The sequence below is a fragment of the Bacillus sp. C-3-6 genome, from assembly GCF_054509685.1.
Map to the genome: position 1 here is coordinate 65,759 of NZ_JBSSBE010000002.1, position 23,953 is coordinate 89,711.

General features: G+C 31.4%; 19 protein-coding genes and 3 pseudogenes. 4 read left to right on the forward strand and 18 right to left on the reverse strand.

The window, feature by feature from the left end; all coding sequences use genetic code 11:
• Positions 1-101: 101 nt before the first annotated feature.
• A complete protein-coding gene (locus ACW0JX_RS27130) occupies positions 102-1,274 on the reverse strand; it encodes a tyrosine-type recombinase/integrase (RefSeq protein WP_459245913.1) in 1,173 nt (390 codons plus the stop codon).
• 374 nt (positions 1,275-1,648) lie between these two features.
• On the opposite strand from ACW0JX_RS27130, the gene ACW0JX_RS27135 reads away from it, so the two are divergent.
• The gene (locus ACW0JX_RS27135) at positions 1,649-2,644 is read left to right on the forward strand and encodes a helix-turn-helix domain-containing protein (protein WP_000189802.1); all 996 of its coding nucleotides are present in this window, start codon (positions 1,649-1,651) and stop codon (positions 2,642-2,644) included.
• A 226-nt stretch (positions 2,645-2,870) separates the two neighbouring features.
• Here the strand turns inward: ACW0JX_RS27135 and ACW0JX_RS27140 are convergent, their stop codons facing one another.
• Both ACW0JX_RS27140 and ACW0JX_RS27145 read right to left on the reverse strand, forming a co-directional pair.
• The gene (locus tag ACW0JX_RS27140; RefSeq protein ID WP_459245914.1) at positions 2,871-4,085 is read right to left on the reverse strand and encodes an MFS transporter; all 1,215 of its coding nucleotides are present in this window, start codon (positions 4,083-4,085) and stop codon (positions 2,871-2,873) included.
• Between the two features lie 57 nt (positions 4,086-4,142).
• Entirely contained in the window at positions 4,143-4,619 is a 477-nt protein-coding gene (locus ACW0JX_RS27145; RefSeq protein ID WP_069604036.1) for a MarR family transcriptional regulator, read from the reverse strand.
• 286 nt (positions 4,620-4,905) lie between these two features.
• Between ACW0JX_RS27145 and ACW0JX_RS27150 the strand changes: the two genes are divergently transcribed.
• Positions 4,906-5,376, forward strand: a complete 471-nt coding sequence (locus tag ACW0JX_RS27150; RefSeq protein ID WP_459245915.1) for a MarR family transcriptional regulator — start codon at positions 4,906-4,908, stop codon at positions 5,374-5,376.
• Between the two features lie 123 nt (positions 5,377-5,499).
• Here the strand turns inward: ACW0JX_RS27150 and ACW0JX_RS27155 are convergent, their stop codons facing one another.
• From ACW0JX_RS27155 to ACW0JX_RS27165, 3 genes are all read right to left on the reverse strand, one after another.
• Positions 5,500-6,720: a cytochrome P450, cyclodipeptide synthase-associated gene (locus ACW0JX_RS27155; protein ID WP_098818587.1), complete on the reverse strand. Its 1,221-nt coding sequence runs from the start codon at positions 6,718-6,720 to the stop codon at positions 5,500-5,502.
• A gap of 35 nt (positions 6,721-6,755) precedes the next feature.
• Positions 6,756-7,475, reverse strand: coding sequence for a tRNA-dependent cyclodipeptide synthase (locus ACW0JX_RS27160; protein WP_069604038.1), 720 nt, complete (start codon positions 7,473-7,475; stop codon positions 6,756-6,758).
• Positions 7,476-7,830: 355 nt separating this feature from the next.
• A complete protein-coding gene (locus tag ACW0JX_RS27165; RefSeq protein WP_459245916.1) occupies positions 7,831-9,561 on the reverse strand; it encodes a methyl-accepting chemotaxis protein in 1,731 nt (576 codons plus the stop codon).
• Positions 9,562-10,253: 692 nt separating this feature from the next.
• Here ACW0JX_RS27165 and ACW0JX_RS27170 point away from each other — a divergent pair.
• A complete protein-coding gene (locus ACW0JX_RS27170) occupies positions 10,254-10,772 on the forward strand; it encodes a GNAT family N-acetyltransferase (RefSeq protein ID WP_459245917.1) in 519 nt (172 codons plus the stop codon).
• A 137-nt stretch (positions 10,773-10,909) separates the two neighbouring features.
• On the opposite strand, the gene ACW0JX_RS27175 is transcribed toward ACW0JX_RS27170, so the two are convergent.
• The 11 genes and pseudogenes from ACW0JX_RS27175 to ACW0JX_RS27225 form a co-directional block, all read right to left on the reverse strand.
• Positions 10,910-11,620: a TraX family protein gene (locus tag ACW0JX_RS27175; protein WP_071729441.1), complete on the reverse strand. Its 711-nt coding sequence runs from the start codon at positions 11,618-11,620 to the stop codon at positions 10,910-10,912.
• Positions 11,621-11,830: 210 nt separating this feature from the next.
• Positions 11,831-13,678 carry an FtsX-like permease family protein gene (locus tag ACW0JX_RS27180; protein ID WP_459245918.1) on the reverse strand — a complete coding sequence of 616 codons (1,848 nt, stop codon included), beginning with the start codon at positions 13,676-13,678 and terminating at the stop codon, positions 11,831-11,833.
• Complete coding sequence (locus ACW0JX_RS27185) at positions 13,668-14,429, reverse strand: ABC transporter ATP-binding protein (protein WP_459245919.1); 762 nt, start codon at positions 14,427-14,429, stop codon at positions 13,668-13,670. Before ACW0JX_RS27185 ends, ACW0JX_RS27180 begins: the two co-directional genes overlap by 11 nt.
• Before the next feature lie 114 nt (positions 14,430-14,543).
• Positions 14,544-15,539, reverse strand: a complete 996-nt coding sequence (locus tag ACW0JX_RS27190; RefSeq protein ID WP_078386253.1) for a sensor histidine kinase — start codon at positions 15,537-15,539, stop codon at positions 14,544-14,546.
• Positions 15,536-16,228, reverse strand: a complete 693-nt coding sequence (locus ACW0JX_RS27195; protein ID WP_071680125.1) for a response regulator transcription factor — start codon at positions 16,226-16,228, stop codon at positions 15,536-15,538. Before ACW0JX_RS27195 ends, ACW0JX_RS27190 begins: the two co-directional genes overlap by 4 nt.
• Before the next feature lie 167 nt (positions 16,229-16,395).
• Positions 16,396-16,591 (reverse strand): annotated as a pseudogene (locus tag ACW0JX_RS27200) (hypothetical protein); the annotation flags it as partial.
• Between the two features lie 75 nt (positions 16,592-16,666).
• Positions 16,667-17,758: a low temperature requirement protein A gene (locus ACW0JX_RS27205; protein WP_459245920.1), complete on the reverse strand. Its 1,092-nt coding sequence runs from the start codon at positions 17,756-17,758 to the stop codon at positions 16,667-16,669.
• 569 nt (positions 17,759-18,327) lie between these two features.
• Entirely contained in the window at positions 18,328-19,455 is a 1,128-nt protein-coding gene (locus tag ACW0JX_RS27210) for an RNA-guided endonuclease TnpB family protein (RefSeq protein ID WP_459245921.1), read from the reverse strand.
• Positions 19,456-19,466: 11 nt separating this feature from the next.
• Positions 19,467-19,865 carry an IS200/IS605 family transposase gene (tnpA, locus tag ACW0JX_RS27215; protein ID WP_063538542.1) on the reverse strand — a complete coding sequence of 133 codons (399 nt, stop codon included), beginning with the start codon at positions 19,863-19,865 and terminating at the stop codon, positions 19,467-19,469.
• A 152-nt stretch (positions 19,866-20,017) separates the two neighbouring features.
• Positions 20,018-20,673 (reverse strand): annotated as a pseudogene (locus tag ACW0JX_RS27220) (helix-turn-helix domain-containing protein); the annotation flags it as partial.
• A gap of 486 nt (positions 20,674-21,159) precedes the next feature.
• Positions 21,160-21,831 carry a hypothetical protein gene (locus tag ACW0JX_RS27225; protein WP_459245922.1) on the reverse strand — a complete coding sequence of 224 codons (672 nt, stop codon included), beginning with the start codon at positions 21,829-21,831 and terminating at the stop codon, positions 21,160-21,162.
• 335 nt (positions 21,832-22,166) lie between these two features.
• Here ACW0JX_RS27225 and ACW0JX_RS27230 point away from each other — a divergent pair, with 335 nt between their 5' ends.
• Positions 22,167-22,757 carry an HAD-IA family hydrolase gene (locus ACW0JX_RS27230; RefSeq protein ID WP_390212499.1) on the forward strand — a complete coding sequence of 197 codons (591 nt, stop codon included), beginning with the start codon at positions 22,167-22,169 and terminating at the stop codon, positions 22,755-22,757.
• 245 nt (positions 22,758-23,002) lie between these two features.
• Here the strand turns inward: ACW0JX_RS27230 and ACW0JX_RS27235 are convergent.
• A pseudogene (locus ACW0JX_RS27235) lies at positions 23,003-23,902 on the reverse strand (IS4 family transposase); the annotation flags it as partial.
• Positions 23,903-23,953 lie beyond the last annotated feature (51 nt).

The following is a 23,953-nucleotide window of genomic DNA, read 5'->3' on the forward strand; positions in this document are numbered from 1 at the left end:
TTTTTATCAATAACCAGCTTTCGTATTATTTTTCATACGAATAAAACTCTTATTAATTATATAAAAAACACATAATAAAATAAGGTTTTTATATTGAAATCTTATATCAACATATCTGCAAATGAAGCCCCCACATTATTCTTTCGTTTCATATGCTTCTCTAAATAGATCTTTGTTGTTTGAAAATTTTCGTGCCCAAGTGTTTGCATTAAATGATATAAATCTGCATTTCCTTGTTCAACTGCCATGATTGCAAAAGCATGACGGAATGTATGTGCCGTTACAGGATTTTCACGATACTTTAGAAAATCTAAATTTGTCTTTTTTATCATGCCTGTTACCTGATTTGACAACGTTTTCGGATTATAAAAATTCCCTCTTTGATTTACGAATAAAGGACATTCATCTCCCCGGCCCAATATAGTTTGGAATCCTCTTCTCCGTCTCATTTCGCTAATACATTGGAATAAATGCTCAGGAATGAAAAGTTCACGTACTTTATCTCCTTTTCCTGTGACTTTTAACCAATACTTTCCGTCATAATGTAAGTCTTTCACTCTCGCGGTGCACAATTCTTGAATTCTTGCACCGGTACTTGCTAGAGCTAGTAAAATTGTATAGTTTACTAAATGCCCTTGTTCTTTATAAAACCCTAAAATTTTCATCACTTCATCATAGGATAAATCCCGATTTGGCCGATCCTGTTCATTTACATTGGCACGCTGCAGTTCTTGATGAAGAGGCTTTTCAATATAAGAAAATACATGAAGATGTTTTAAAAAAGAACGAATGAGCACTGTTTTCTTCGCAAGTGTTGCGACTGCATATGTGCCACCGTTCCTACCGTTCTCTACTTGTTTCAACCAAGAATTGTACTTACGAATATGCCAAGGTTGTAAGGTTTTCAATAAAGAGTCCTTTTTCTGTACTTCTTCCCCATCTAATTCAAACTCTTCCGCATGCTGCACCATGCACTGACAAAATGACAAGATTTCAGATATATAACTCTTTTTCGTATCCTCTTTTCTATTCTTCTTCTCATCCATATCTTTTTGTAAATGTACAAAATGATAAATGACTTCTATATCACTTAAATACGTATACTTACTCTTCCCCTCTTTTTCTGCAACCTCCATCTTCTCTTCCACCTTATCTACATAACCATTGTTATGCAGATAAGGAATGATACCACTTATATTCTCTACATGTGTATCAATATACTTACTATTATCGCTTATAATAGGTGCATTTTCTTTTATATTGTTATTGTCCATATTTTGACTTCACCTCTTCTATTGAAGATTATAAATATAATTCTCTTTATTACCTATATTTATTATTTTATTTTACTTCTATCTATTATACAAATGATAATTCATTTTCTTTCTATAAGAATCCTACATTCTTCTCTATTATCCTATACTTATGTTTTTTTATAATTTTTTAGTGAATAGATGTTGTTTAATAATTAACTAATTACCTTTAAAAACTTATATACTGTTAAATTAACTATAAAACTTTATTAAACTATAAAATCTTATAAGAACTTTAATAAATTCTATTTCTTATTTTAAATATAAGTCATATTCTGTTATGATATATACATGTCTAAATTACTAGCAAACAATAGTTATGGAGGTGTCCTTGCATGACACAAGATTTATTGTTCATTACCAAACCTACTGTAACGACAAAAGAGGCAGCCGACTTATTGGGAGTAACGGTACAAACAATTTTAAAAAAAGAAAAAGATGGATTTATAGAATGTGTATATAAAGATAACTGGAAGCAATTTGGTAGTAAGATTTTCTATTTAGAGGACATTGAACGTTTAAAAAATAAAAATGAGGTTAAAGGCCTTAGCACGAAAGAAGTAGCTGAAATTCTTAATGTTGCACCATCTACTATCTTTACATACATCAAATCTGGAAAATTACCCGCGACAATGGTAGAAAAACGTGGAAAACAAGTATATCTTATCGATGAAGAAGAGCTAGAGATTTTTATGCTTGATTATGAAAAAACTAAAACAAAAGAGCGAAAAACATTCATTACTAAGATTCAACAAGAAGAGATATATTTATATCAATTATTAACACATCAACATACTGGAAAAATAGCTAGGGTAATAGAAATCAATGGAGCAGACGGCAAGATTCTTACAGAAGACGAAGAAATTTTCCCTCTATCCACTTATAAGGAACATAATTACTCCTTTGAACCTTTCCATAAACAAGCTGTAATTACCAAACGAGGGTATTTATCTTTTTCATTTAAAAAACCTCAGCTATTTAATTCCATTACTTATAATCTAATAAATTTATTTTACAAAGAGCTAGGTGTCACAAATATGCGATTGAGTATTTCATCTGATACTATTAAATTAGAAATTAAACCTTTCGTATTACAAGTTGATCCATTACAGTTTCAAGAAGAGATTAAATACTTATATTCTCATATGAAATCAGGTACTATCCTTCCACATGTAGAGGGAGTTTACTTTAAAAGTAATGTAGAGCCATTAACTTTTCATGCAGATTATGAATTCAAGCAAAAAGTAGTGCAAATGGCAGCGGATGCAGGTATGGGACAGGAAGAATTTCTATTGCAAGCTGTAAAATCTTATATAAAAAATTTAGAATAGCAATAAATTTGATATCAAATAAAAAAAGCGTAGAAATAAAACCTTTCTACACTTTTTTTATTACTTAACTAAATCTAATTTCTCTTATTGAAAACTAAAAAAGAAACAATATATTACACATTTTATTATGAACAAAACTACCTTTTAATTTACCATAATTTTATTATGGATAATAATTTAACTGTATATTCTATATACTATTAATTCTTTATGATAAATCATTTTCTTATTTTAGATTTTCTTGTTTTGGCACAATTTTAATAGATCTTTTACTAATCCGTATAAGCATGCCAAAAGAGAGAAAGATAAAAAACCCACCAAATAGAGCAAATACAACTGTAGGTGTGAAATGTGCTAATAATACCCCCGAAACAATAGGTCCTACAGCCATTCCCATATATCTAATAAAGTTAAACATTCCCATTGCACTTCCTCTATTATGTTCAAATTCATTTGCAATCATAGTAGCAAATAAAGGAGTAAGGATACCAATTGATATTCCGTGAAGAATTAAAGCAACTGTTACGCCAATTAAAGTTTTCGAGTGTGTCACAGCAAATAATATAACGCTCAAAGCTAATACTATATTTCCAGTTATAAAAAGCTTTTTTTGTGAAATTTTTGATTGAATTGTTTTAAAAGTCATGCTGCCAATTATTAAACTAATAGCCATTGGTAAGTAAAGTAAACCCACTACCTGTAAACTTAATTGATAATGATCAGTTAATAAAATTGGTAAGTAAACAAGGAAGGAGAAATAAAGAAAAAATGCAAAGAAACTTAATATTAATATGGAACTGCCCACTTTGCTTTTAAATATAGAAGCATAGTGAGATATAAGTGTTTTCCCACTCAATTCTTTTTTACTTCCTACACAATCATTAGGGAAATATATCCAATTAGTTATAAATAGAATTACAGATACTGCTACAAGTAGCCAGAAAACACCTGGGTAATTATATTTTTCCCCAATAAAACCTCCTAGCACAGGTGCAACAGCAGGTGCAATGGATAACATGGTCTGATATGTACCCATTGCACTTCCTCGTTGTTCTCCTTGAAATACAGTACCAATTGTAGTTGCAGCAATAAGTGGTATTGCAGCAGTCCCTACAGCCTGTAAAATTCTACATATTAAAAATACTGTAAAGTTACTTGTAATTGCACAACCAATACTCGCTATAATTGTTAAAATTATACTCGGAATAAGAATAGTCCTAGCACCTTTAAAATCAATTATAGAACCAAAAACAATTTGCATAATTGCCGTAATAAAAATAAATATAGAAACGGAAAGGTTAACCATTGTTATAGATACTTGGAATGAATCCCGAATTATGGGGATTATTGGAGAATATATATTTTGATTTAAAGAAGCGAAAAAAGCACTAATACACAACAAATATAAAAGAAAAGAAGCACTTGATTTAACACGGTTCATGCTATCCCTCCTAAAAGATTATTAATAATTAGCTAATTTATTTAAGTTATAATAAATTTATTTCTCCAACATTTTATCGTTTATATTTTGTAAAAACTTCAATATTGCGTTTTGTTCAATTTCAGAAAATGAATCAACGAACTGATAAAATTCATCTTCTTTCTGGTCATGAATTTTCTGATGTAATTCACAAAGTGATTGTCCTGCCGGAGTAAGTTGATAATATACCTCCTTTTTGTTATCAACTGACTGAAAACGAGTGATTAAATTTTCTTTTATTAATTTGGTGTTAATTTTTGTGATATTCGCTTTAGATAAATTCATTTTCCTTGCAATTGTAATATTATTTATTGGCTGATTTTCACCAATACAGGCAATTACGTGTATACTTGTCATATTTGTCGGTACATGTTCTATTTCTTCCATTTTTGCTTGCTTAAAAAAAGTCTCAATATCCTTATCTGCCTTTTGTTCATTGAGATGTAACAAATGTAGATAATTATCGTAAATTTTCTGTTTTATGCCCTTATTCATTTAAATGTTTCTACCCTTCTTTGTCTTTTTTTGTTTACCGGTAAACTATTTTGATTTTATATCCTCATTTAGCAATTGTCAATTGCTAAATTGAAATTTAACTAATTATGTAAGAACCTTTAATGTATCTATATTTCACAATTTACCCTAATAAAGTCCTATTATATTAAAGAGTTAGTTTCAATGCATAAAAGTCGTTTTTTTAAATTGTTGACTCAATTATTGTTTACTGGTAAACTTTATATTGTTAACCGGTAAACAATAATTCTAGATAGGGGAGATTATTATGACAAATTTTGTCCATGAACAAACCTTAAAAGCTATTGAAGACTTTGTCATAACAAGAGAAAAGAAAAAATATGCATCTCAAGAGATGATAAAAGAATTAGTTAGTGAATATGAAAATATAAATAAAAATTGGACTCTAACGCAACTACATATTGTTTCGGTTATTCATGAGAGTAAACAACAAATGAATAACTCTCTACTATCTATGGAACTTATTATTTCTAAAGCAACCATCTCTAAAGCTATTCGCGTTCTTATTGATAATAAAATTTTATTGACGCATCAAAATACAGATAATAAGAAGGAAATCTTTTATACTTTAACTGATAAGGGAATACAATTAGCCATTGTTCATAAAAAATTACACAAAATTGCACATGAGCGTTACAGTGAGTTATTCCAACAATTTAATGATTCCGAGTTACAAGTTGTAACAAAATTTTTAGAAGCATGGAAACAATGTATTTAATTTTTTGTTATATCAGCTTAGAAGGTATATGTGTTGACATTCTCATAAAAATAGAAAAACTAAGGGGTTTTAGCCCCTTAGTAAAAATTGAATTATATTAATAACTAAAATAGCCATGTTTTTTTAAACTAACTTATCAAAAAGAATAGGCATGGAAATAGGTCCACGTGTATAAAGTCCTTTTTCAACATATTGAAAATCTTCTTCTAATTTAATATTTTTCATATTATCTAAGACTACATTTACAACTATTTCAATTTCTGATTTCGCAAACGCTGCCCCTACGCAATTATGAATACCTGATCCGAATGCAAGATGTCTTGCAGCACCACTAAATGCCTTTTTAATATCAAGATCCGGACGATAAATGTTGAATTCATCAGGTCTTTCAAATGCATTAGGGTCACGGTTCGCTGCACCAATCATACAAAATACCGTAGTTCCTTTGGATAGTTGGATACCACTTATTTCCGTATCTTTTGACAATTGACGTGGGATTAATTGCACTGGTGGATTGTAACGTAAAGTTTCTGCAATAGCTAATGGTACTAATGAACGATCACTTAATACATCTTGCAGTTGTTTCGGTTGGTTAATTAAATTATAAATTAATAAAGCAAGAGTCTTATCACCAGGTTCTGTTGCAGCTAATAATATATTTAAAATCAATGCTAGAATATCAGTATCAGTCATAGCTATTCCTTCATATTTTGCACTGCATAATTTAGAAATTAAGTCTTCCTGTGGGTTTAATCTTCGCTCTTTAATAATTGGTTCTAAATAATTAGCTAACTGTTCACTGCACCAAAGAGAATGTTTTTTTGCCTCTGGTTGTTGATTTATACTGGTAATAAAGTCAGCTACACCGCTATGCCATTCTCCTATCTTCTTATGATCTTTCTTATCTAATCCAATCATATCCATTGTTACATAAACAGCAAATGTTCTGCCAAAATCATTAATTAAATCTATCTTTCCATTTGGAAGGTGTGGAAATAGTAAATCTTCTGCATTCTTTTTAATTAAAGGCATTAATTTTTGTAAAGCATCTCCCATAAAACTTCTTAAAACAATTTTTCTTTTCGCAACATGCTCTTTTCCACGCATTTGTGCTAATACTGGTCCACGCATTACTGGCTCAGCACGTTCAGCTAATGATTTTGTTGTAAATGTTTCAGTATCATTCAATATATTACGGACATCTTGATATCTGCTAATAAAATAACTATCAATCTCACCTTCGTAATGTACTGGGTCATTCTGACGTAGGTATGAAAAATACTTATATGGATTTTCTTGAAATTCCTCTGTTAATATATTTACCGTTTGTATAGTATTTGACATATTTCTTCCCCCTTGTATTGGATACTTACTATTTGCTAAGATAAATCTTCCAATTCTTGAACCATTAAATATCCTTGATTTGGTTTCATCTTGATAGAAAAATCATTTCGAACTATCTGTTCACCAAGCTCCCATGGTTTGTGATAAATAAGTACAGCTTCTTGAGCTCCTAAAATTTCAGCTCCGCCAATGAAAAATGGGAGTTCTGCAATTACATATTCTACTGCAATATTTAGCATGTCATTTGATATTTGATCAATATCTATATTAGTACCCCTTGCCCTACCTAAGATGGCTGCATGTGACATTTCTAAGCAAGCATTTCGAAAATCAGTTTCGCTTAAAAAAATATGTTCTGCTTCTGCCCTCATGCAGCTATATGCATTGTTGTCATTAAAATCAGAAAAAGTATGAATAGCGTTTACATTACCACCATGCTCTTTAAGTGCCTTTTCAGCTGATCTTCTATTACGAGATACTTCTTTCCTAACCTTTCTTTCCGCTTTACCTTTTGGTGTTCCTAAAGCCTCAAGTAAATTTGCAGCTTCTTTTCCAGCTAATAAAACACTAACATCATCAAAAGTATGTAATGCCCATTCAATAAGTCTATTAATATATTCATCAGAAAATCTACTATTAAACGGACTAATACCTATTATTGCATGCTTACTACGTTTTAATATTTCAGCACAATTAGTAGATAAGGGTTGAGAACTAAACTTTCGTACATTTCTTACCGCTATAGCATTCGTCATACAATCATCCCTTTAAATAATTTTATCAATATAAACCGTTTTATTGATTTTGAGTAACCAATAATACTTCAAACTACGTAAAATAAGAGATAGAATATCTTGATGTTAGAAATGGTGAATAAAAATAATACTAAACAAAAAAACGCATAATGTTCACCGGTGAACAAAACCAATTCTATATCGCTACCATTATTTTGTCAATATATATTATTCAGAAAAAATAAACAAAACAAAAAATTAAAATTCTGTTCACAATTGTTTACAAAATAGAAATTTATTTCACAACTTACAGTTATTCATAATAAAAAAGTACAAGTCTTTAATTAAGGACCTGTACTTTTTTATATAATATATTTTATTTCTCGTTTTTTTGCTCTTCAATAATAAATTTAGAAAGCAATTCTGTTAATGCATTCACCTTTTCTTTCATCTTGTTGGATTGATTTGCAATTTTTTGAATTGAAACTGCTTGTGATTGAATTGATTGTACTGTTTGAATTGTTTCTCTTTCTACTTGTGTTGCAGTATCAGCTACTAGTGAAAGAGACGCATTTACTTCTTCTGTGCCGGCAGACATCTCTTCTGTTGCTGCAGAGACTTCTTGAATTTGACTTGTGATTTTGTCAATATCTCTCATAATAGATGAGAATGTTTGATCTGCTTGGTGAGCCGCTTCCTTTCCTTCTGCTGCCTTTTGTTCTCCTTTTTGCATGACATGAACTGTGTCTTGAGTATCTTGTTGAATAGATTTGACTAAATGGTTAATTTCATTCGCGGATTCTTTAGACTTTTCAGCCAAATCCCTCACTTCTGCTGCAACCACTGCAAACCCTTTCCCATTCTCTCCAGCACGTGCTGCTTCAATAGCAGCGTTTAAGGCTAGAAGGTTAGTTTGCTCGGCAATATTAGTGATTGCATTCAGAGCTGTATCAATCTGTTGTGTACGTGTAACAAGTCTATCTATTACTTTTGATGTTTCCTCCACGACATCATGAACACTGTTCATTTGAAGAATTGAGTGCTTTATCACTTCACTACCAATATGTATTTGTTCTGTGGTAGTTACTGCTACCTCAGCAACTACAGCTGAAGATTCAGCTACAGTTTGCACACCAATTGTTATTTCATCCATTGAAGATGAACTCTCTTGAATGCTAGTTACCTGTCCTGCTATTTTTACTTTTACTTCAGAAATAGTCTGAACAACCTCATTCGAAATATTAGATGCTCGCATTGTGTCTTGTAAAACACCCTCCGTAGAAGAAATAACTTCTTGTGTTGTCGATTTAACACTTGCAATTAATTGTTGTAGATTATTTAACATACTATTAAAAGACTGTACTATATTTCCTAGCTCATTATTTGCTTTATAAGAAGTACGTATTGTTAAATCACCAGCAGCTACTTTCTTCATATCATTTTGCAATAATAATAGTGGTTGTCGTATAGTTAACTTAATAAGATATCCAATCAATATAACTATGATAATTGCTAAAATTGAAAGGCCTACAAACATTATCATTGTATTTTGAGCACTGTTATTGTTAACTTGTTGTAACTGCTCTGCATTATTACTGTTATATACAATTAGTTCACGAATGGACTGGATTGTTTTTTTCATATTGGGTTCGATTTCTTTTAGATAATAAGCGTAGGCTTCTTCATTATTAGATTTCCCTAATTCTTGTGCCTTTTTCATCTGTGTTCTTAATTCATTAAACTCTTCCTGAAATTTGCTAAATAGCTCTTTTTCTTTATTTGAACTAACTTTAGTTTCGAACAGCTTTAATAACTGATCATTTTCTTTACGAATTACATCCATCTCTTTTATCAAATCGTTCATTCTTTTTTCATCTTTGGATACCATTATTTCCATAAAATTCATATTAACATGATAAAAGTTAGATTCTATCGTCCCTATCCAATCAACTGATTTTAAATTATCTTCATACATATTAGAAGAAGCACTCTTTCCTTTTTCTAATCCCCAAAATCCTATTAGGGATAATACTATACAGGCAATACTTGATATACCTATTAGTATGTTTAGTTTTGTACCAATCTTACTGTTTCTCAATAATTCCAACTAAAAACTCTCCATTCCCATATATAGTTCAATTGATATATTGTATAATAATAATCTGGAATATACGATATTTATTTTTTAAATATATAAATATACATAATTTAAAAAAGTAATAATAATAAAATTTTTTCAGTAAAAGATTTCGCCACTTGAGCATTAAGGGGTAGCACCACATTGCCATCAAGTTAAAAAATAATTTTCACCCAAAACAAAAAACGAGCTGAATTCACATAAATAACTGTAGAGAGATAACAATTTTATTTTGGGAGTACTTTAAAATATTAGCTTGATGGTGATGTGGCGAGAACCCTGTTATTCGTCAATATAACGCTAATGAGGTAATCACATTTTTATATTGTAATTCATTCTATTTGGGGTACAACCGAGATACGTGTAAAAACAGGTCATATACTTACTTTTATTTCCAACGTTATTTAAAATGAGTTTTTTGCCTATTATCTCTTTGTAAAAATCCTTGGTATATCTAATAAATATTTCATTGTTTTTGATTTAAAATAAAGTCGGATATTTTATAATAAAGTTTGATTAAAAGTCCTGTATGATATGCAGGATTTTTTTGTTCCGCAAACGAGCCATATTATAGAATAACACTTATTAAGCCAACTGGGATTGAAGAAAGAATGTTATAATAAATTTTATTATTTTACTGTTTTACATTGGAGGCACTTAACTTGGAAATTAGGAAAGCAAATAAAGAAGATATAAAGGGCGTTTCAAAGGTTTATGTTAATAGTTGGAGGACTACTTATCGTGGTCTAGTACCTGACGATTATCTGGATAAATTATCGTACGAAGATGCAGCAAAAAGATGGATTGATTTTTTAAATAACGAAAATGAACCTTTTATTTATGTTGCGATTAATGATACAGGGAATATTATAGGTTTTGCATCAGGTAAACGTATTAATGAGAAGAATTTTTATGGAGAACTATATTCGCTTTATCTCTTACAGGAATGTAGAGGATTAGGTGTTGGTAGGCAGCTTATTTCAGCTATCGCTAAGCATTTTAAAGAAAAAGGTATTTATTCTATGATGGTTTGGGTAATGAAACAAAATAAATCTGGACTTGGTTTTTATGAACGTATGGGAGGAAAAGAATATATTCATAGGACTAGTACGTTTGGAGGAACAGTAGTAGAGGATGTTGCGTATGCCTGGAAGGAAATTTCAAACTTATGTGTTGAGTAAGAGTAACAACACATATATGAATAGGATGAAAAAGTTTATATACAAGGTTTTGTTCTTTATGGGAAGACAAGTTACTATGTAAAGTGAGAATACTAGAATAGAAGAAAAAGCTTTGCATATTATGCAAAGCTTTTTCTTTATTTACCCACAAAATATCCAACTGTATAGATAATCCATAAATGAACCGGATAGAAAATATAAAACATATATTTTGTAAGTCTATTATTTAAACCACGCTCTCCATTGTATAAAAAGAAGAATGGTAAAGCGAATACCATCATCCATTGGTTATTATAACCAAATAAACCCATATCCGTGAAAATTTCTCCCGCCATAAGTAACGTTGGGACTTCCGGTAATGAAAGTAATACATATGTGATAATTAACCATATTTTCTTTTCTTTAAAGAAATAGAAGATTAATGTCATGATGACGCCCATAAAACTTGCTTCTGTAAACATTCCTAATGTAGCCACAATAATCGTAGCGGGAATTCCTAATAAATAGTTTTTTGTACGTTTCGTATAATCAATCATACAAAGTAAAACAATACTCATTCCAAGTGACAAGAAAATATTATTGTGAAGTCCACTTTCCCTTGGGAATATGTACTGAATTAGAGCTGAACCCGCAAACATAATCGCTGCCCATATAAATATACGTGTAGCATACTTTTTACGATTTCTTGTATAAAAGAACCCTTCCACTACAAAATAGAAGAAAATAGGTGCTACAATACGTCCTGGATGATGCATCCACATTGGCATACCAGGAATATAAGCATACACGTGATCAATGACCATAAGGATCATTGCAAAAATCTTTAATTGAAAAGCATTTAACCTCATAAAATCTAAAACCTCCACTTTACATGATACCATTAACCTTTTGCAAACACTCTTTTGTTTTCTTACATAACTAATATACTTTCATAAAAAGTAATAATTGTATTTACAGGAGGTTTTTGTAAAAAGAGAACCTCCTGAATATTAAAAACTCATATAAACTTAATTTATTATACTTAGACTATATAGCTTAACAATTAAAAGCACATATTTTTAATTCATTAGTTTTTTCAAATAACTTTGTCGAATAACGAAAAAGCTTATCACAAATAACATTAAAAATACTCCAACCCCTATTGCTGTAACCCCGTAAATAGCTGGTGAAAAATGTTTACTTAGCCCAATTGTGGTCCCACATAAAAGAACAGCTGCAAGTGCAAATGGGATAAAGATTAATGTTGTTAACTCCTTAGTCACAACAGAAGCTAATTCTTTTACAGAAAAACCGATTTTTCGAATTCCTGCATATTTTTCTTTTTCTCTTTCAATTGACGTTTGCATATAGAAATACAGAATACTCATTGCTGCGCTCAAAAATATAAGGCTCATCATAAAGCCAATAAAAAAGAACAAGCTTGCTGTAGCTTTTTCAGTCTTATTTATATCAACTTTAGAAAAAATTTGGTGTTTATTCGGTGTTGGTGAAACCTTAGAGAAAATCGTTTCTGATAAGGCGAACTTTTCTGACCAATCCTTAAGTTCATATGCAAATACTTTTAATACAGGATAATCGATTTTTTCATAAATCGTATCAGGGACAATATAGTATACCCTTTGGTGACCTGTCATTAAAATGTTTCGTTTCTCAAAACCCGCATATTTAAGCTTTTCAACTGGAAACGGGTATTCATGAATTAGGTCAGTGTTTGGAAGTTCGTAGTAATTTCCAGCTGCAACATAGTATTCATTATCCTTTAGTGAAATTGTTTTATGAAAGCCCAATGCATTATAATTCGAAACTGACATAAAACCGATATTTCTTTGTTGATCTGTTTTAAAAGCTGAATAATATGCATCATAACTTCCGTCTTTTGATAATGTAGCTTCAATAAATGAAATGTCTTCCTTTTCCGTTGTATTTTCTGGTAATGATATATATTGGAAGCTATAAGGAGATTTAGACTCTGCTACCTTATCTGTATTGTAATAAGAACTGTACAGTAAAATTGCACATAAAAACACTCCTAACAATAGGATAGTTAATAAGTAAATAAGCTGTGCATGAGAGCGTCCTTTTGCTTTTAAGTTTGAAATGTAAAGCATATTTGTTTTTTTTAAGTATGATGGTCGTTTTTGTAAGACACGAATTGAAAACAGAATTCCCTGCGTTATAATAAAATATATGGCCAATAGGGAACTTATAAAGAATAAAATATAAAATACCATTCCGTACGATTCAATCCAATTCATTTCTGACATAAGTGAAAATACTAAAAATCCACTCGTTATCATAGAAAGTAATAACTTCCATGGTGCAGGTTCTATTAACTTTTCTTGTGTTACATCTGCTTTTAAAAGATGAACAGCTTCTTCTTTGTTAATAAAACGTGTAATAAATTTAGAGACTAACAAGAATAGAATTGTAAATAGAACAATCGTTAATCCTACGGCTTGTACCGGTATATACATACCAAAGCTATTTGCATCTAAAACAGTTTTAGTAACCATTAAAAACAAAGGAGCAATTACAAGCCCCAACACAATCGCTGTGAAAATTGCTGCACCAGCAATAATCATATTTTCTCTGAACATCATTTTTCGTACTTGTTTCATAGATGCTCCAGTAATCATAAAAATACCAAGGTTTTTTGTTTTCTTTTTCAAGAACGAAAACATCGAATAGAAAATAAACAGAAACGAAAAAATGTAAACAATAAAACTCATAAGAATCATTCCGAGACTAAGTGTACTTCCTATCTGGATAACCTTAGCCATCGGATGAAATGCTATTATTGAAAATAAGAAAAATATTAAAATAGAAAATACACTGCTTAAAAAGTAAGAAATATATGTCCACTTGTCACGTAAAATGTTTTGAAAGACAATATGATTAAAACTCATACTGGCCACCACCTAAAAATGTAAGAGTGTCCATGATTTCCTGATAAAACTTCTTTTTATTATTTCCACGATACACTTCATTATAAAGAATCCCATCTTTTATAAAGATAACTCGATGTGCAAAACTTGCCACATAAGGATCATGTGTCACCATTAAAATTGCTGTGTTAAACGTTTTATTAATTGACTCAAACAAATTCATTACATCATTTACTGCTTTAGAATCCAAGTTACCTGTTGGCTCATCAGCCAACAATAATCCTGGTTCGTGAATAACAGCTCGAGCGATTGCCACACGCTGTTTTTGTCCACCTGAAATTTCAAATGTACGCTTTTTTAAAATTTCTTTAATCCTCAAAAACATTGCAACTTTCTCTAAACGTTTGTTCATCTCAACAGCTTCTACAGAATCAAGTACTAAAGGTAATAAAATATTTTCCTCTACTGTTAAGGTATGAACAAGATTAAAGTCTTGAAAGACAAAACCTAATTCTTTGCGTCGAAACTTTGCTAGTCCATCATCACTTAATTCATAAGGGTTTTTTGAATTGATTTTAACGGATCCAGTCGTGGGTTGATCAATTGTTGAAATACAATTAAGAAATGTTGTTTTGCCACTTCCCGAAGGTCCCATGACTGCAACAAATTCATTACTTTCTAATTTAAAATCAATACCCTTCAATGCTTTATAGACAATTTCTCCATTGTATTCTTTTTGAAGGTCTTTTACATCTAAAATAGTTTTTGACATTATGTTTCACTCCCTTGTATCTTACAGTATTGAATTATAAGTGGCTTTTTTATTTCTTAACATCTCTCAAAGTGACAGCAATATGACAAAATTGTCACATTTAAAACGGCTACCTTATTTAGCAGCCGTCTCAATATTGCCTGTAAATTCAATTGTAAATATTGTTTCATTATTGTTAGAGTATAAAAAGTATGGATGATTTAATGTAGTTAATATGCTTTTCACTAAATAAAGACCGATACCAGTTGCTTCACCTTTTATACGCCCCTTTGTTCCTGTATAAAACAACTCAAATACACGCTTTATTTCACTTTCAGGTATTGTTTCTCCTTCATTTTTAATAAGTAATTTCTCATTTTCGTAAGAAATTATAATTGAAGAGTTTTTATCTCCATATTTGACAGCATTACTTAATAGCTGATATATAACCACCTTAATCCATTTCCGGTCTGAGTATAACAGTATGTGTTCTGGTATATTACTTTTAGGAAAAATTTCTTCCTCTATAAAATAGTCTCTTAAATCATTAATAACTTCCTGTACTACATGTTTTAAAAAAATACCTTCTATCTTTATATCAGCTAATAATTTGGTTGAACGGCTATATGTTAATAATTGATTTAATGAGAAATTGAGTTTATCGCATTCAATTTTTACCTTTTGCCATTCGACCATGGTACTTGGTTCTTTCCATTGATTTGATTGTATAAGTAATTGGATAACAGAAAGAGGGGTTTTCATTTGATGAACAGCATGAGAAATCATTAATTGCTGATCTTTTAAAGAATTCTTATAATCATCTTCTTTTGAAAGAAATAAAGATTGAACGTTTCTCATTTTCTTTGCATATGCTCGTTCAATCGGAGAAATCGGTTGGTAAATAGAGATATTATCAAAACTTATATCCGTTCTTTCAAGATGTTGGTACATTTTCTTGCGACATAAATAACGAAAAATAAGTAAAGTGACTAATAAAGAAAGAGCTAAAAAGATAAAATAAGCGTAATGATTTTCGAATCCATCTAATTGATGAATAATAATTGGCAGACTAATAAATGTAATAATATAAAGAATAATAAAGCTAATATGATCTTTTAAAAATAATTTCATATTAATCTCTCCGTTAACTGATATCCAATTCCTCGTATAGTATTTATTTCTAAATCAGAATTAATGCCTTCTAATTTCTTACGTAGTCTTGCAATATTTACTGTTAATGTATTTTCCTCAACAAATTCTTCCTCATCCCAAATAGCCGTGAGTAGTTGCTGCCTTGTTACAACATTAGGGTACGCTTCAAAAAACATTACAAAAAGTTGAAGTTCTTTTACCGTTAATGGTTCTTCTTTTTTTAAGGTATGCAGTCGCACGGTATCCATATTTAAAATGGTATTCCCTTGTTTTAAAATTCGAATGTGTTCATTCTTTGCATACTCTCCATAAACACGACGAATTTGTCCGTTTATTTTTGCAAGTACAACTCCTAATAAAAAAGGCTTTGTAATGAAATCATCAGCGCCATTTTCTATCCCATAAACTTGATCTGATTCATTCATACGAGCAGAAAGAATCACAATTGGGCATTTTGATATTTGTCTTATTTTACGACACCAATAATAACCATCAAATGCAGGAAGAGTAACATCCATTATAACTAAATGGGGTTGAAATTCATGGAAATACTCAAGCACCTTTTGGAAATTTTCTACAACAAGACAGTGATAACCGTATTTTTCAAGATGATCTTTAAGTGTGCTTGCAATATTCATTTCATCTTCTACAATCAATAATTTATACATTTAATCCTCCTATATCATTAATGACACTGTTTTTAATCAATAAATAGTTATGTACTGCTATTTGATAATCCTATTATGTCATTGATATCATTACTATACTACATTTAAAAATTATCTAGTTTTACTCCCAAACATAAAAACACGATCTGCTACCTATGAATAAATACTTATTTAGTAATATAGAATAACCAACTTTTGAATTGGTAATGTTCAGTACATTCTTTTGCATGAATTGCGTTTAATCCATGAGGACACCCTGTATTAGAGCAAGTTTACTATCAGGGATGGAATCATATGTGCGTTTCCACTTAACTCAAAAGGTATAGTTGCATCAGAGTCACCGTGAATAATAAGATTTAATATCAAAATGTAAAAGCTACCAATATATACATATAAACCAGTATCATAGTTTGATACTGATTTATTTGATGCTTTTATTTATGTACTTGTTAATTTAGCATAGATGATAAAAAATAAGGTTAATTGTCCTATTATTACAATATTCGGCACTACTATAATTAAATTAATAACAAAAAAGACTGCTAAAATTCCTAAAAACAAGCATAAATGATAAATGTTCAAGCGGTGTTGTTCAAACCTGTATTGATGAAAAACAATTGTAGTTGACAGAAAATAGAGCAATACAGAACCAAAAACAAAATATAAGATAAAAGAATAATAGACCTCATGTAAAAATAATAATCTAATGGATGCTGCAACCATACTCAAAGACATTAAAATAAATAGATGACCGTAAATAATAATTTGACCAGAAGTTTGTCTTGACTTGTCGAGTTTCTTCTCCATGTTATCGAAATATTGCCACCACATCGAAATAATGAGGATAAATGAAATGATCGCAAAGCTTATTGAATCCCAATTTCCTTGTTTAGGTTGAATGACCACAAGAGTGCTTACAAGAGCTTCCCCAAAGAGAATAATGGAAAATAGACCAAATCTCTCTAACAAGTGGGCTGTATTTGTAGGAACCTTTTCTAAACACTTCCTTCCAAGCAGTGGGACAATAATATCGATAAGAATCCCCAAATATAACACAGCATATCGAATCCAAGAATCAAAAAAGACGGATAATAATGAAATAACGATTCCAATCCAAAAATATCTTCCTAAAAAGAGTGCAGCTTTTTTTCGAGCCCCCTCTTCTATACGCTGGACAACAAGATATTGAATTGCAGTCACGACCCTTAAGCCAATATAGCCAATTAAAAAAGAAAGATAATAAGGATCAAAATCAGCTGATAAGCTTGATGTCATTATTAGGACAAAAAACATTTGCAGGATCAAAAAAATTCTTTGATGAAATAAATCTTTTCCAAACCGGTTAACAAAGATGGTTTGCCCTACCCAAGCCCACCAGATTGGAATAAAAATTAAGACAAATTTCACCAAATACTCTGCATGGATTTGACCATCTTCAACATGAAGTAAGACATGAGTCGCAGCCGTCACTGCCGCCACAAATAACAAATCATAAAAGAGTTCTAACCACGTCACTTTCTTTTCTTCCATTTCTGCACTCCCTCCTTATAGTTAATAGTATGCTAAAAATATATAGTAATTGGAAGAGAAAATAATATAGACATAAACCATTTCTCCTCATTATTGTATTCAACATAATCCCCTGGAAGGTCAGTGTTACATTTTATATAGTTGACTACCCTTAAAATTTCAATATTAAAATACAACACTTTTAGGCCATTTAGTTTTTCTCCTATTTTATCCGCTAAAATTCTATCTCCACCATATAGGGGTCACCCTACATGCCCATCAACTTAAGAAATTTTAATACCTTTAAGTACAAAAAAACGTTATCATTTCTAAACAGGATAGATTAGAAATGATAACGTTTTTTATTGTATGGATACTATCTTATATTAGTTTTTCTGGTGCTGTGATGGTATATCATACTAATTAATAAAATGAAATAGAGACCTTAACAATACAAGGATCTCTGTGAACTACCCGCCACTTAACGTCCTAACGGACTGTTTGAAGTCGGGGCTTCTCGGTTAGTCGTTACTTTTGGTAGCTAACGAATTCGTCCTAAGACAGCCGAGCTAACTCCCTTGTTCCAAGGGTTATTTTATTGCTATATATGCTAACGCTAATAGGCGTATTGCTTCATTTTTGATATTGATAGCTGCGTTATAATCTCTATCGAGATTTACACCGCATATACAAGAGTAGACTCGCTCAGACAATGACATATTTTTCACATTTCCACAACTGCTACATGTTTTTGTGGAAGGAAACCATTTGTCTATTTTCACAAGCTGTTTGCCTTGTTCATTTAGTTTATAAGCTAAGAAAGAAGTGAACATACCCCAAGCATTATCAGCGACGCTTTTTCCAAAATGAAGTACTTTTGATATTCCCTTCATATTTAGATCTTCAATAGCTACAACATCAAAATGAGTAACTAACTCTTTAGACTTATGATGAAGGAAGTTCTTACGTTGGTTTGCTACTTTTTCATGCAGCTTAGCTACACGGATACGTTGTTTATCCCAACGCCCTGAACCTTTTGTACGTCTTGATAATACTCGTTGAGCCTTTGCTAATCGGTCTAACATTTCACGATAGAACTTAGGATAATTGGCTCTCTCATCCTCAGAACTGACGTATAATCCATCCATCGCAAAGTCTAATCCAACAACTGTTTCTACTTCTTTTTGTACGATCTCTTTTTCGTATTCAGTCAAAATGGACACATAGTATTTACCAGTAGGTGTCATAGAAATCGTACATGACTTGATTATATGGTCTTGTGGTATTTCTCTATGCTGTTTGATACGTACCATTTTCAGTTTTGGCAATTTGATATGACCGTTAAGCAACATAATATTTCCGTTCACTACATTCGTTGTATAAGACTTTCTGTCTTTTTTGCTTTTGAATGTTGGGAAGTCATTTTGACCACGAAAGAAATTTTTATAGGCAGTTTGCAAGTTTAGTTGAGCATTTGCCAAAGCTAATGAATCCACTTCTTTTAACCACTCAAATTCTGCTTTGTATTTTGCAGGAGTGGGAAGCTTTTGTTTCTTTAGTTGATCCTTATCATCTTTATGTTTTTCATACGCTTCTTTCCGTTCAGCTAACATTCTGTTATACACGAAACGTACACAACCGAAGGTTTTACACATAAGATGCGCTTGGTCTTCTGTTGGATACAAACGGAATTTATATGCTTTATTCTGCTTTGTCATATCATTTCACCTCACTTTTCACTTTGACTTTCAATATATGTTTTTACTACGTCTATTGGCGAACCACCAGTAGTTAGCAAGCAAAAACTTCTTGACCAAAACATCTCTTTCCAAAGTTTCTTTTTCACTTGCGGAAAGTCTCTTTTAATAAGTCGAGAACTTGCACTTTTATAAGCATTGATAAATTTTGTCATTTCTGTATTAGGGTGTGCCTTGAACAAAATATGAACATGGTCTACATCATGATTCCATTCAACTAATGTGATGTTATAGTTTTCAGATAGTCGAACAAACATATCTTTTGCATAGTCTGACATATCATCATCAAACACATTTCTTCTGTATTTCACAACCAATACAAGGTGATAATACAACAAGAATACTGAATGGTTATTACTATCTAATTTCATTTATATACCAGCCTTTATAATTTATAAGACTGATTATATCAGAGGCAAAATAAAAAGGAAAACCTTTTGGCTACGCCAAACCGAAATTCATCTCCCACCTACCGTTGGGCTACGCCCTTCACACGCTTGAGGAAGGAGAATTCTTTCGGGAAATTCGTTAAACGTCGAACGTTTTTATGATTTAATGCATGGCCTCGATTACGTAATTCCAATGTAATACGTACTACGAGCGATATTAGCGACTTTCACAAGGTCAACGACCTTGTATTTATCATAAATCCATTGCGCTTTGTCTCGGTCTGTGATGTTTTCTTCTTTTGAACTAAGACATTCAACTTTTTAAATAGTCATTTTCCATACGCAGACGTTCATTCTCTGCTTGTAGCACTTCTATAGAACCTTCAAGAGATACTTCGTTTTGTTTTAAATGTTCTAGCTTAGCTTTTTCTTTTGCCATGGTTAGACGCCACTTTTTCTTTGATTTTAGGGCATCTAATCCTTCTGTTTCATAAGCTACTTTCCATTTTCGGAGTGTTTCGCAAGAAGGAATATTAAAAAAAGCAGCTGTTTCTCTCAGAGATGTCCCATTTTCATTCATATAATGAATTACATCTAGTTTATACTCGAGAGAGTAAGTTGTATAGCATTTTTCAAACGCCTTTTCCCCTGAAAATTCAAACCGTTTAATCCATTGATAAAGTTCTCTAGGTTGAACCCCTATAGAATTAGCAATGGTTTTTCCGCCTTCCATACCTTCTAGATATCGTTTTACTACTTGTATTTTATCTTTTGAAGAAAATTTAGCCATAAAAAATGCACCTCCAATTGTTAATTATGTGTCTAACAATTGGGGTGCACTTCATTACCGATAGTCTTTTTAGGTAAATTAAGAGAGTTTAGTCATATTGTAAAAAATATTATGATTAACACATTATCATTGTTCCTTTATCATCAACTATTTAAAGTTTCTTTAAACTATTACATAACATATGTTTTTTTGTACCATGCTTTGTTGATGCATTTAACCTTCTTAGGTGTTGAGGATTTAGAATTATCTCTTGGTGTAGCCATATCATTAGAACATCCTGCGATATTTAAACAAAATGTAGCCAATAAAGACACTAATATTAATTTATTCAAATGATCACTTCTAACTCTTTTTTAGTTAACATTTTGTTATAAAATAAACTTCTCACTAATTTTACATTAGATTAATAGTTGAAAACTATTCTTATAATCATAAAATATTACATTTTTGTACAATGAGATAGTAATCCCCCTCCTAAAAACCTGCTTACTTCCGTGGATTGGTCTTCTTAAATTCTTCAGCATTATGAAATCCTAAATCAAACGAATACAACGTTTCTAATGTTTCTGAGGCACCAATATATTTCAAAATACTTTCTATATCTTTAAATGATTGAAAATATAAAATTTTCGCTTTGGGTATTTTCCCGTCAGTTTGTAACTTTTTCTTCTTAATGCCTAATTCTTCAAACATAAAATTATTTAAATGCTCCAAGATATCTGTGGATCCATGAATGCGCAAACGTGGTCTAACATAAATTTTATTTTCAGGTCGTTTAACTTTTATCGTTCCAAGTTCATGCCTCAATAATATATAATTTTTAACGAATACTTCTTTGTTGAACTCACCTTTAGGAAATAACCTAGATTTTTCTCGTATCGGTGTCCAACCGAATTCTTTTACTTTTCTGATAAATGAATGGTCACTATTCATAGACATATACCATTCCATATACCCTTTATCTTCACAATATCTTGATCTTGTTTCTCTCCCAAAGAAATCAGCAAACTTTTTTACTATCGCTTGTGACTTATGAGTAAATTGAAAGTAACCTCCTGTTTCATAACCATTCCGCCATACCATACCTAAAGCTTCTGAAAATGCATCTGTTTTAATAAAATCATCAATCCAATTCTTTTCTATAAGATTATTAGCCATAAAATCTTCCCTTTATATTTTATCGTTCTAATCAATTGTAGAATAAAACATTATATCTATACACAAGCATTTAATTTATAAAATGTCACGTACTATATCCGATTGATAAAACCAATTCTTGCATTAAGGCTTATTCAGGGTACCGCCACATGCCCATCAAGTCAAGAAATTAAGATTGCCCCAAAACGAAGATTTTGAGTAAACTGTGCAAACTCCTTATTTTAGCGTGTCTATACATTCTTTTCCTTAACTGGAACATAGTAATATATTAGGAAAAGGAGTTTGCGTTTTTTTGTCGAATTTATGTCAAGATAACTACAGAAAAGGTGATTTAATTGAATATTCTATGGGATTTTGACGGAACCTTATTTGATACATATCCTGCTTATACAAAAATGCTCTCTTTAGTGTTAGGAGAAGCGGTAGACAAACAGGAAATTTATGAAAAGTTGAAAATTTCATATTCCCATGCCGTGAATTACTATAATATCTCTAGCAATCAGAAAGAAAAAATTAAAAGATTAAAGAAAAAATTGTCTCCAAAAGATATGAAACCATTTCATGGTGTGGAAGAGATTTTAAAGGTCGCAGATAAGAATGTAATCATGACACATAAGCATAGAGATGGCGTTTTAGAAATTTTAAAATACTATGGCTGGGACAAATACTTTGTAGATATGGTTACAATTGATGATGGTTTTCCTCGCAAACCTAATCCAGCATCATATATTCATTTGCATCAAAAACACAGAATTGACCTAGCTATTGGAGACAGGGAACTAGATTTGTTACCTGCAAAAGAATTAGGAATTGTAACCTGCATGTATCAAGGACAAAGTGATGTAGCAGATTACCATTTACACGACTACTTGGACTTCTTTAATACGGATATTCCATCATTAAGACAAGTGCATAATCAACAATAAATGATATAAAGGTGCTATACCTCGATTTTTCTATGGGTTCAATGTCTCCAGCCATTAACTTAACTCAAATAGGGGTCCTGCCACACATCCATCAACTTAAGGATTTAGACTATTCTTGAAGTTAAAAGCACGTTACTATTCTCTTATGTTAATAAGAAAGGGTGACGTACTTTTTATGAATATTCATCAAAAACACTATCCTTTCTTATGATTCTACAGAAAGAATAGCGTTTTTTGTCATTTTAGGGGAGTTTTGTTAGCGTGATAGTGATGTGGCGGGACCCCATGCCCATTAAACGTTTACTTTTATCCTTCATGACAATGCCTTCTTTCTTTTTACGTATCGCTTGATTTTTCAGGCTTGTTTGCGTTTGATCATCGGTTAAACGATGGATAATGACACGTGCTGGAAGCTTCTGATTTTGACCAATGTATGCCTCGTGGGTTTCTATCGTTTCACCAGTGATTAGATCCTACATCATTTGTGTAATATCAAGCCGGATGTATTCTGTTTACTTTTTTAACGTACCATTATTGAAGTATTCTGGGTCAGGGTTCTTTATATAAATACGTGTATTCAACTTCAACCGTGAGATATAGTAAGCCTCTTTATCCTGAATGGTTTGTAAGTCTATCAAATCGAAGTAGCCTAGATCACGTATACACAAATCGCCTGCTTTTACGGTTTCAAGACAGATGGTACCATATGTTTTATCATTATTCTTTCCTGGTCCAAGCTGCACGTTAATGAATTGACCGCTAAGTAAATCATATTCCAATTGAATTTTCATGTCTGCCTTATTACTACTCCCACCTGAACCTTGATAGTGGGAGGCGAATTGACCAGGTAGTTGAAACACTGTTGCATCTAGAATACGGATACGATTGAAAGTAGAGATTATATGTGCAGAAAGTGAGTGGTTTAAACAGCGTTTTTGTGCGCGAAGAGAAGTAAAGATTTCTCGAAGAAATGCTACGTGTTGACTAATCCAAATGCATAAATCGGCCAACTCTCTTGCGTCATACTTACTTTTAAATTTTACGAAACCCTTCTCCTATACGAGCTTTTGAAGGATACTTGGAGATAGATATCGCTGGAGTTCTTTAGCGAATAAATGAAACTCATACAGAAAGGATAGCGTCATAAAAAACGCCATCCTTTCTGTATTTTTCTACAAAGAGAATAGCGTTTTTTT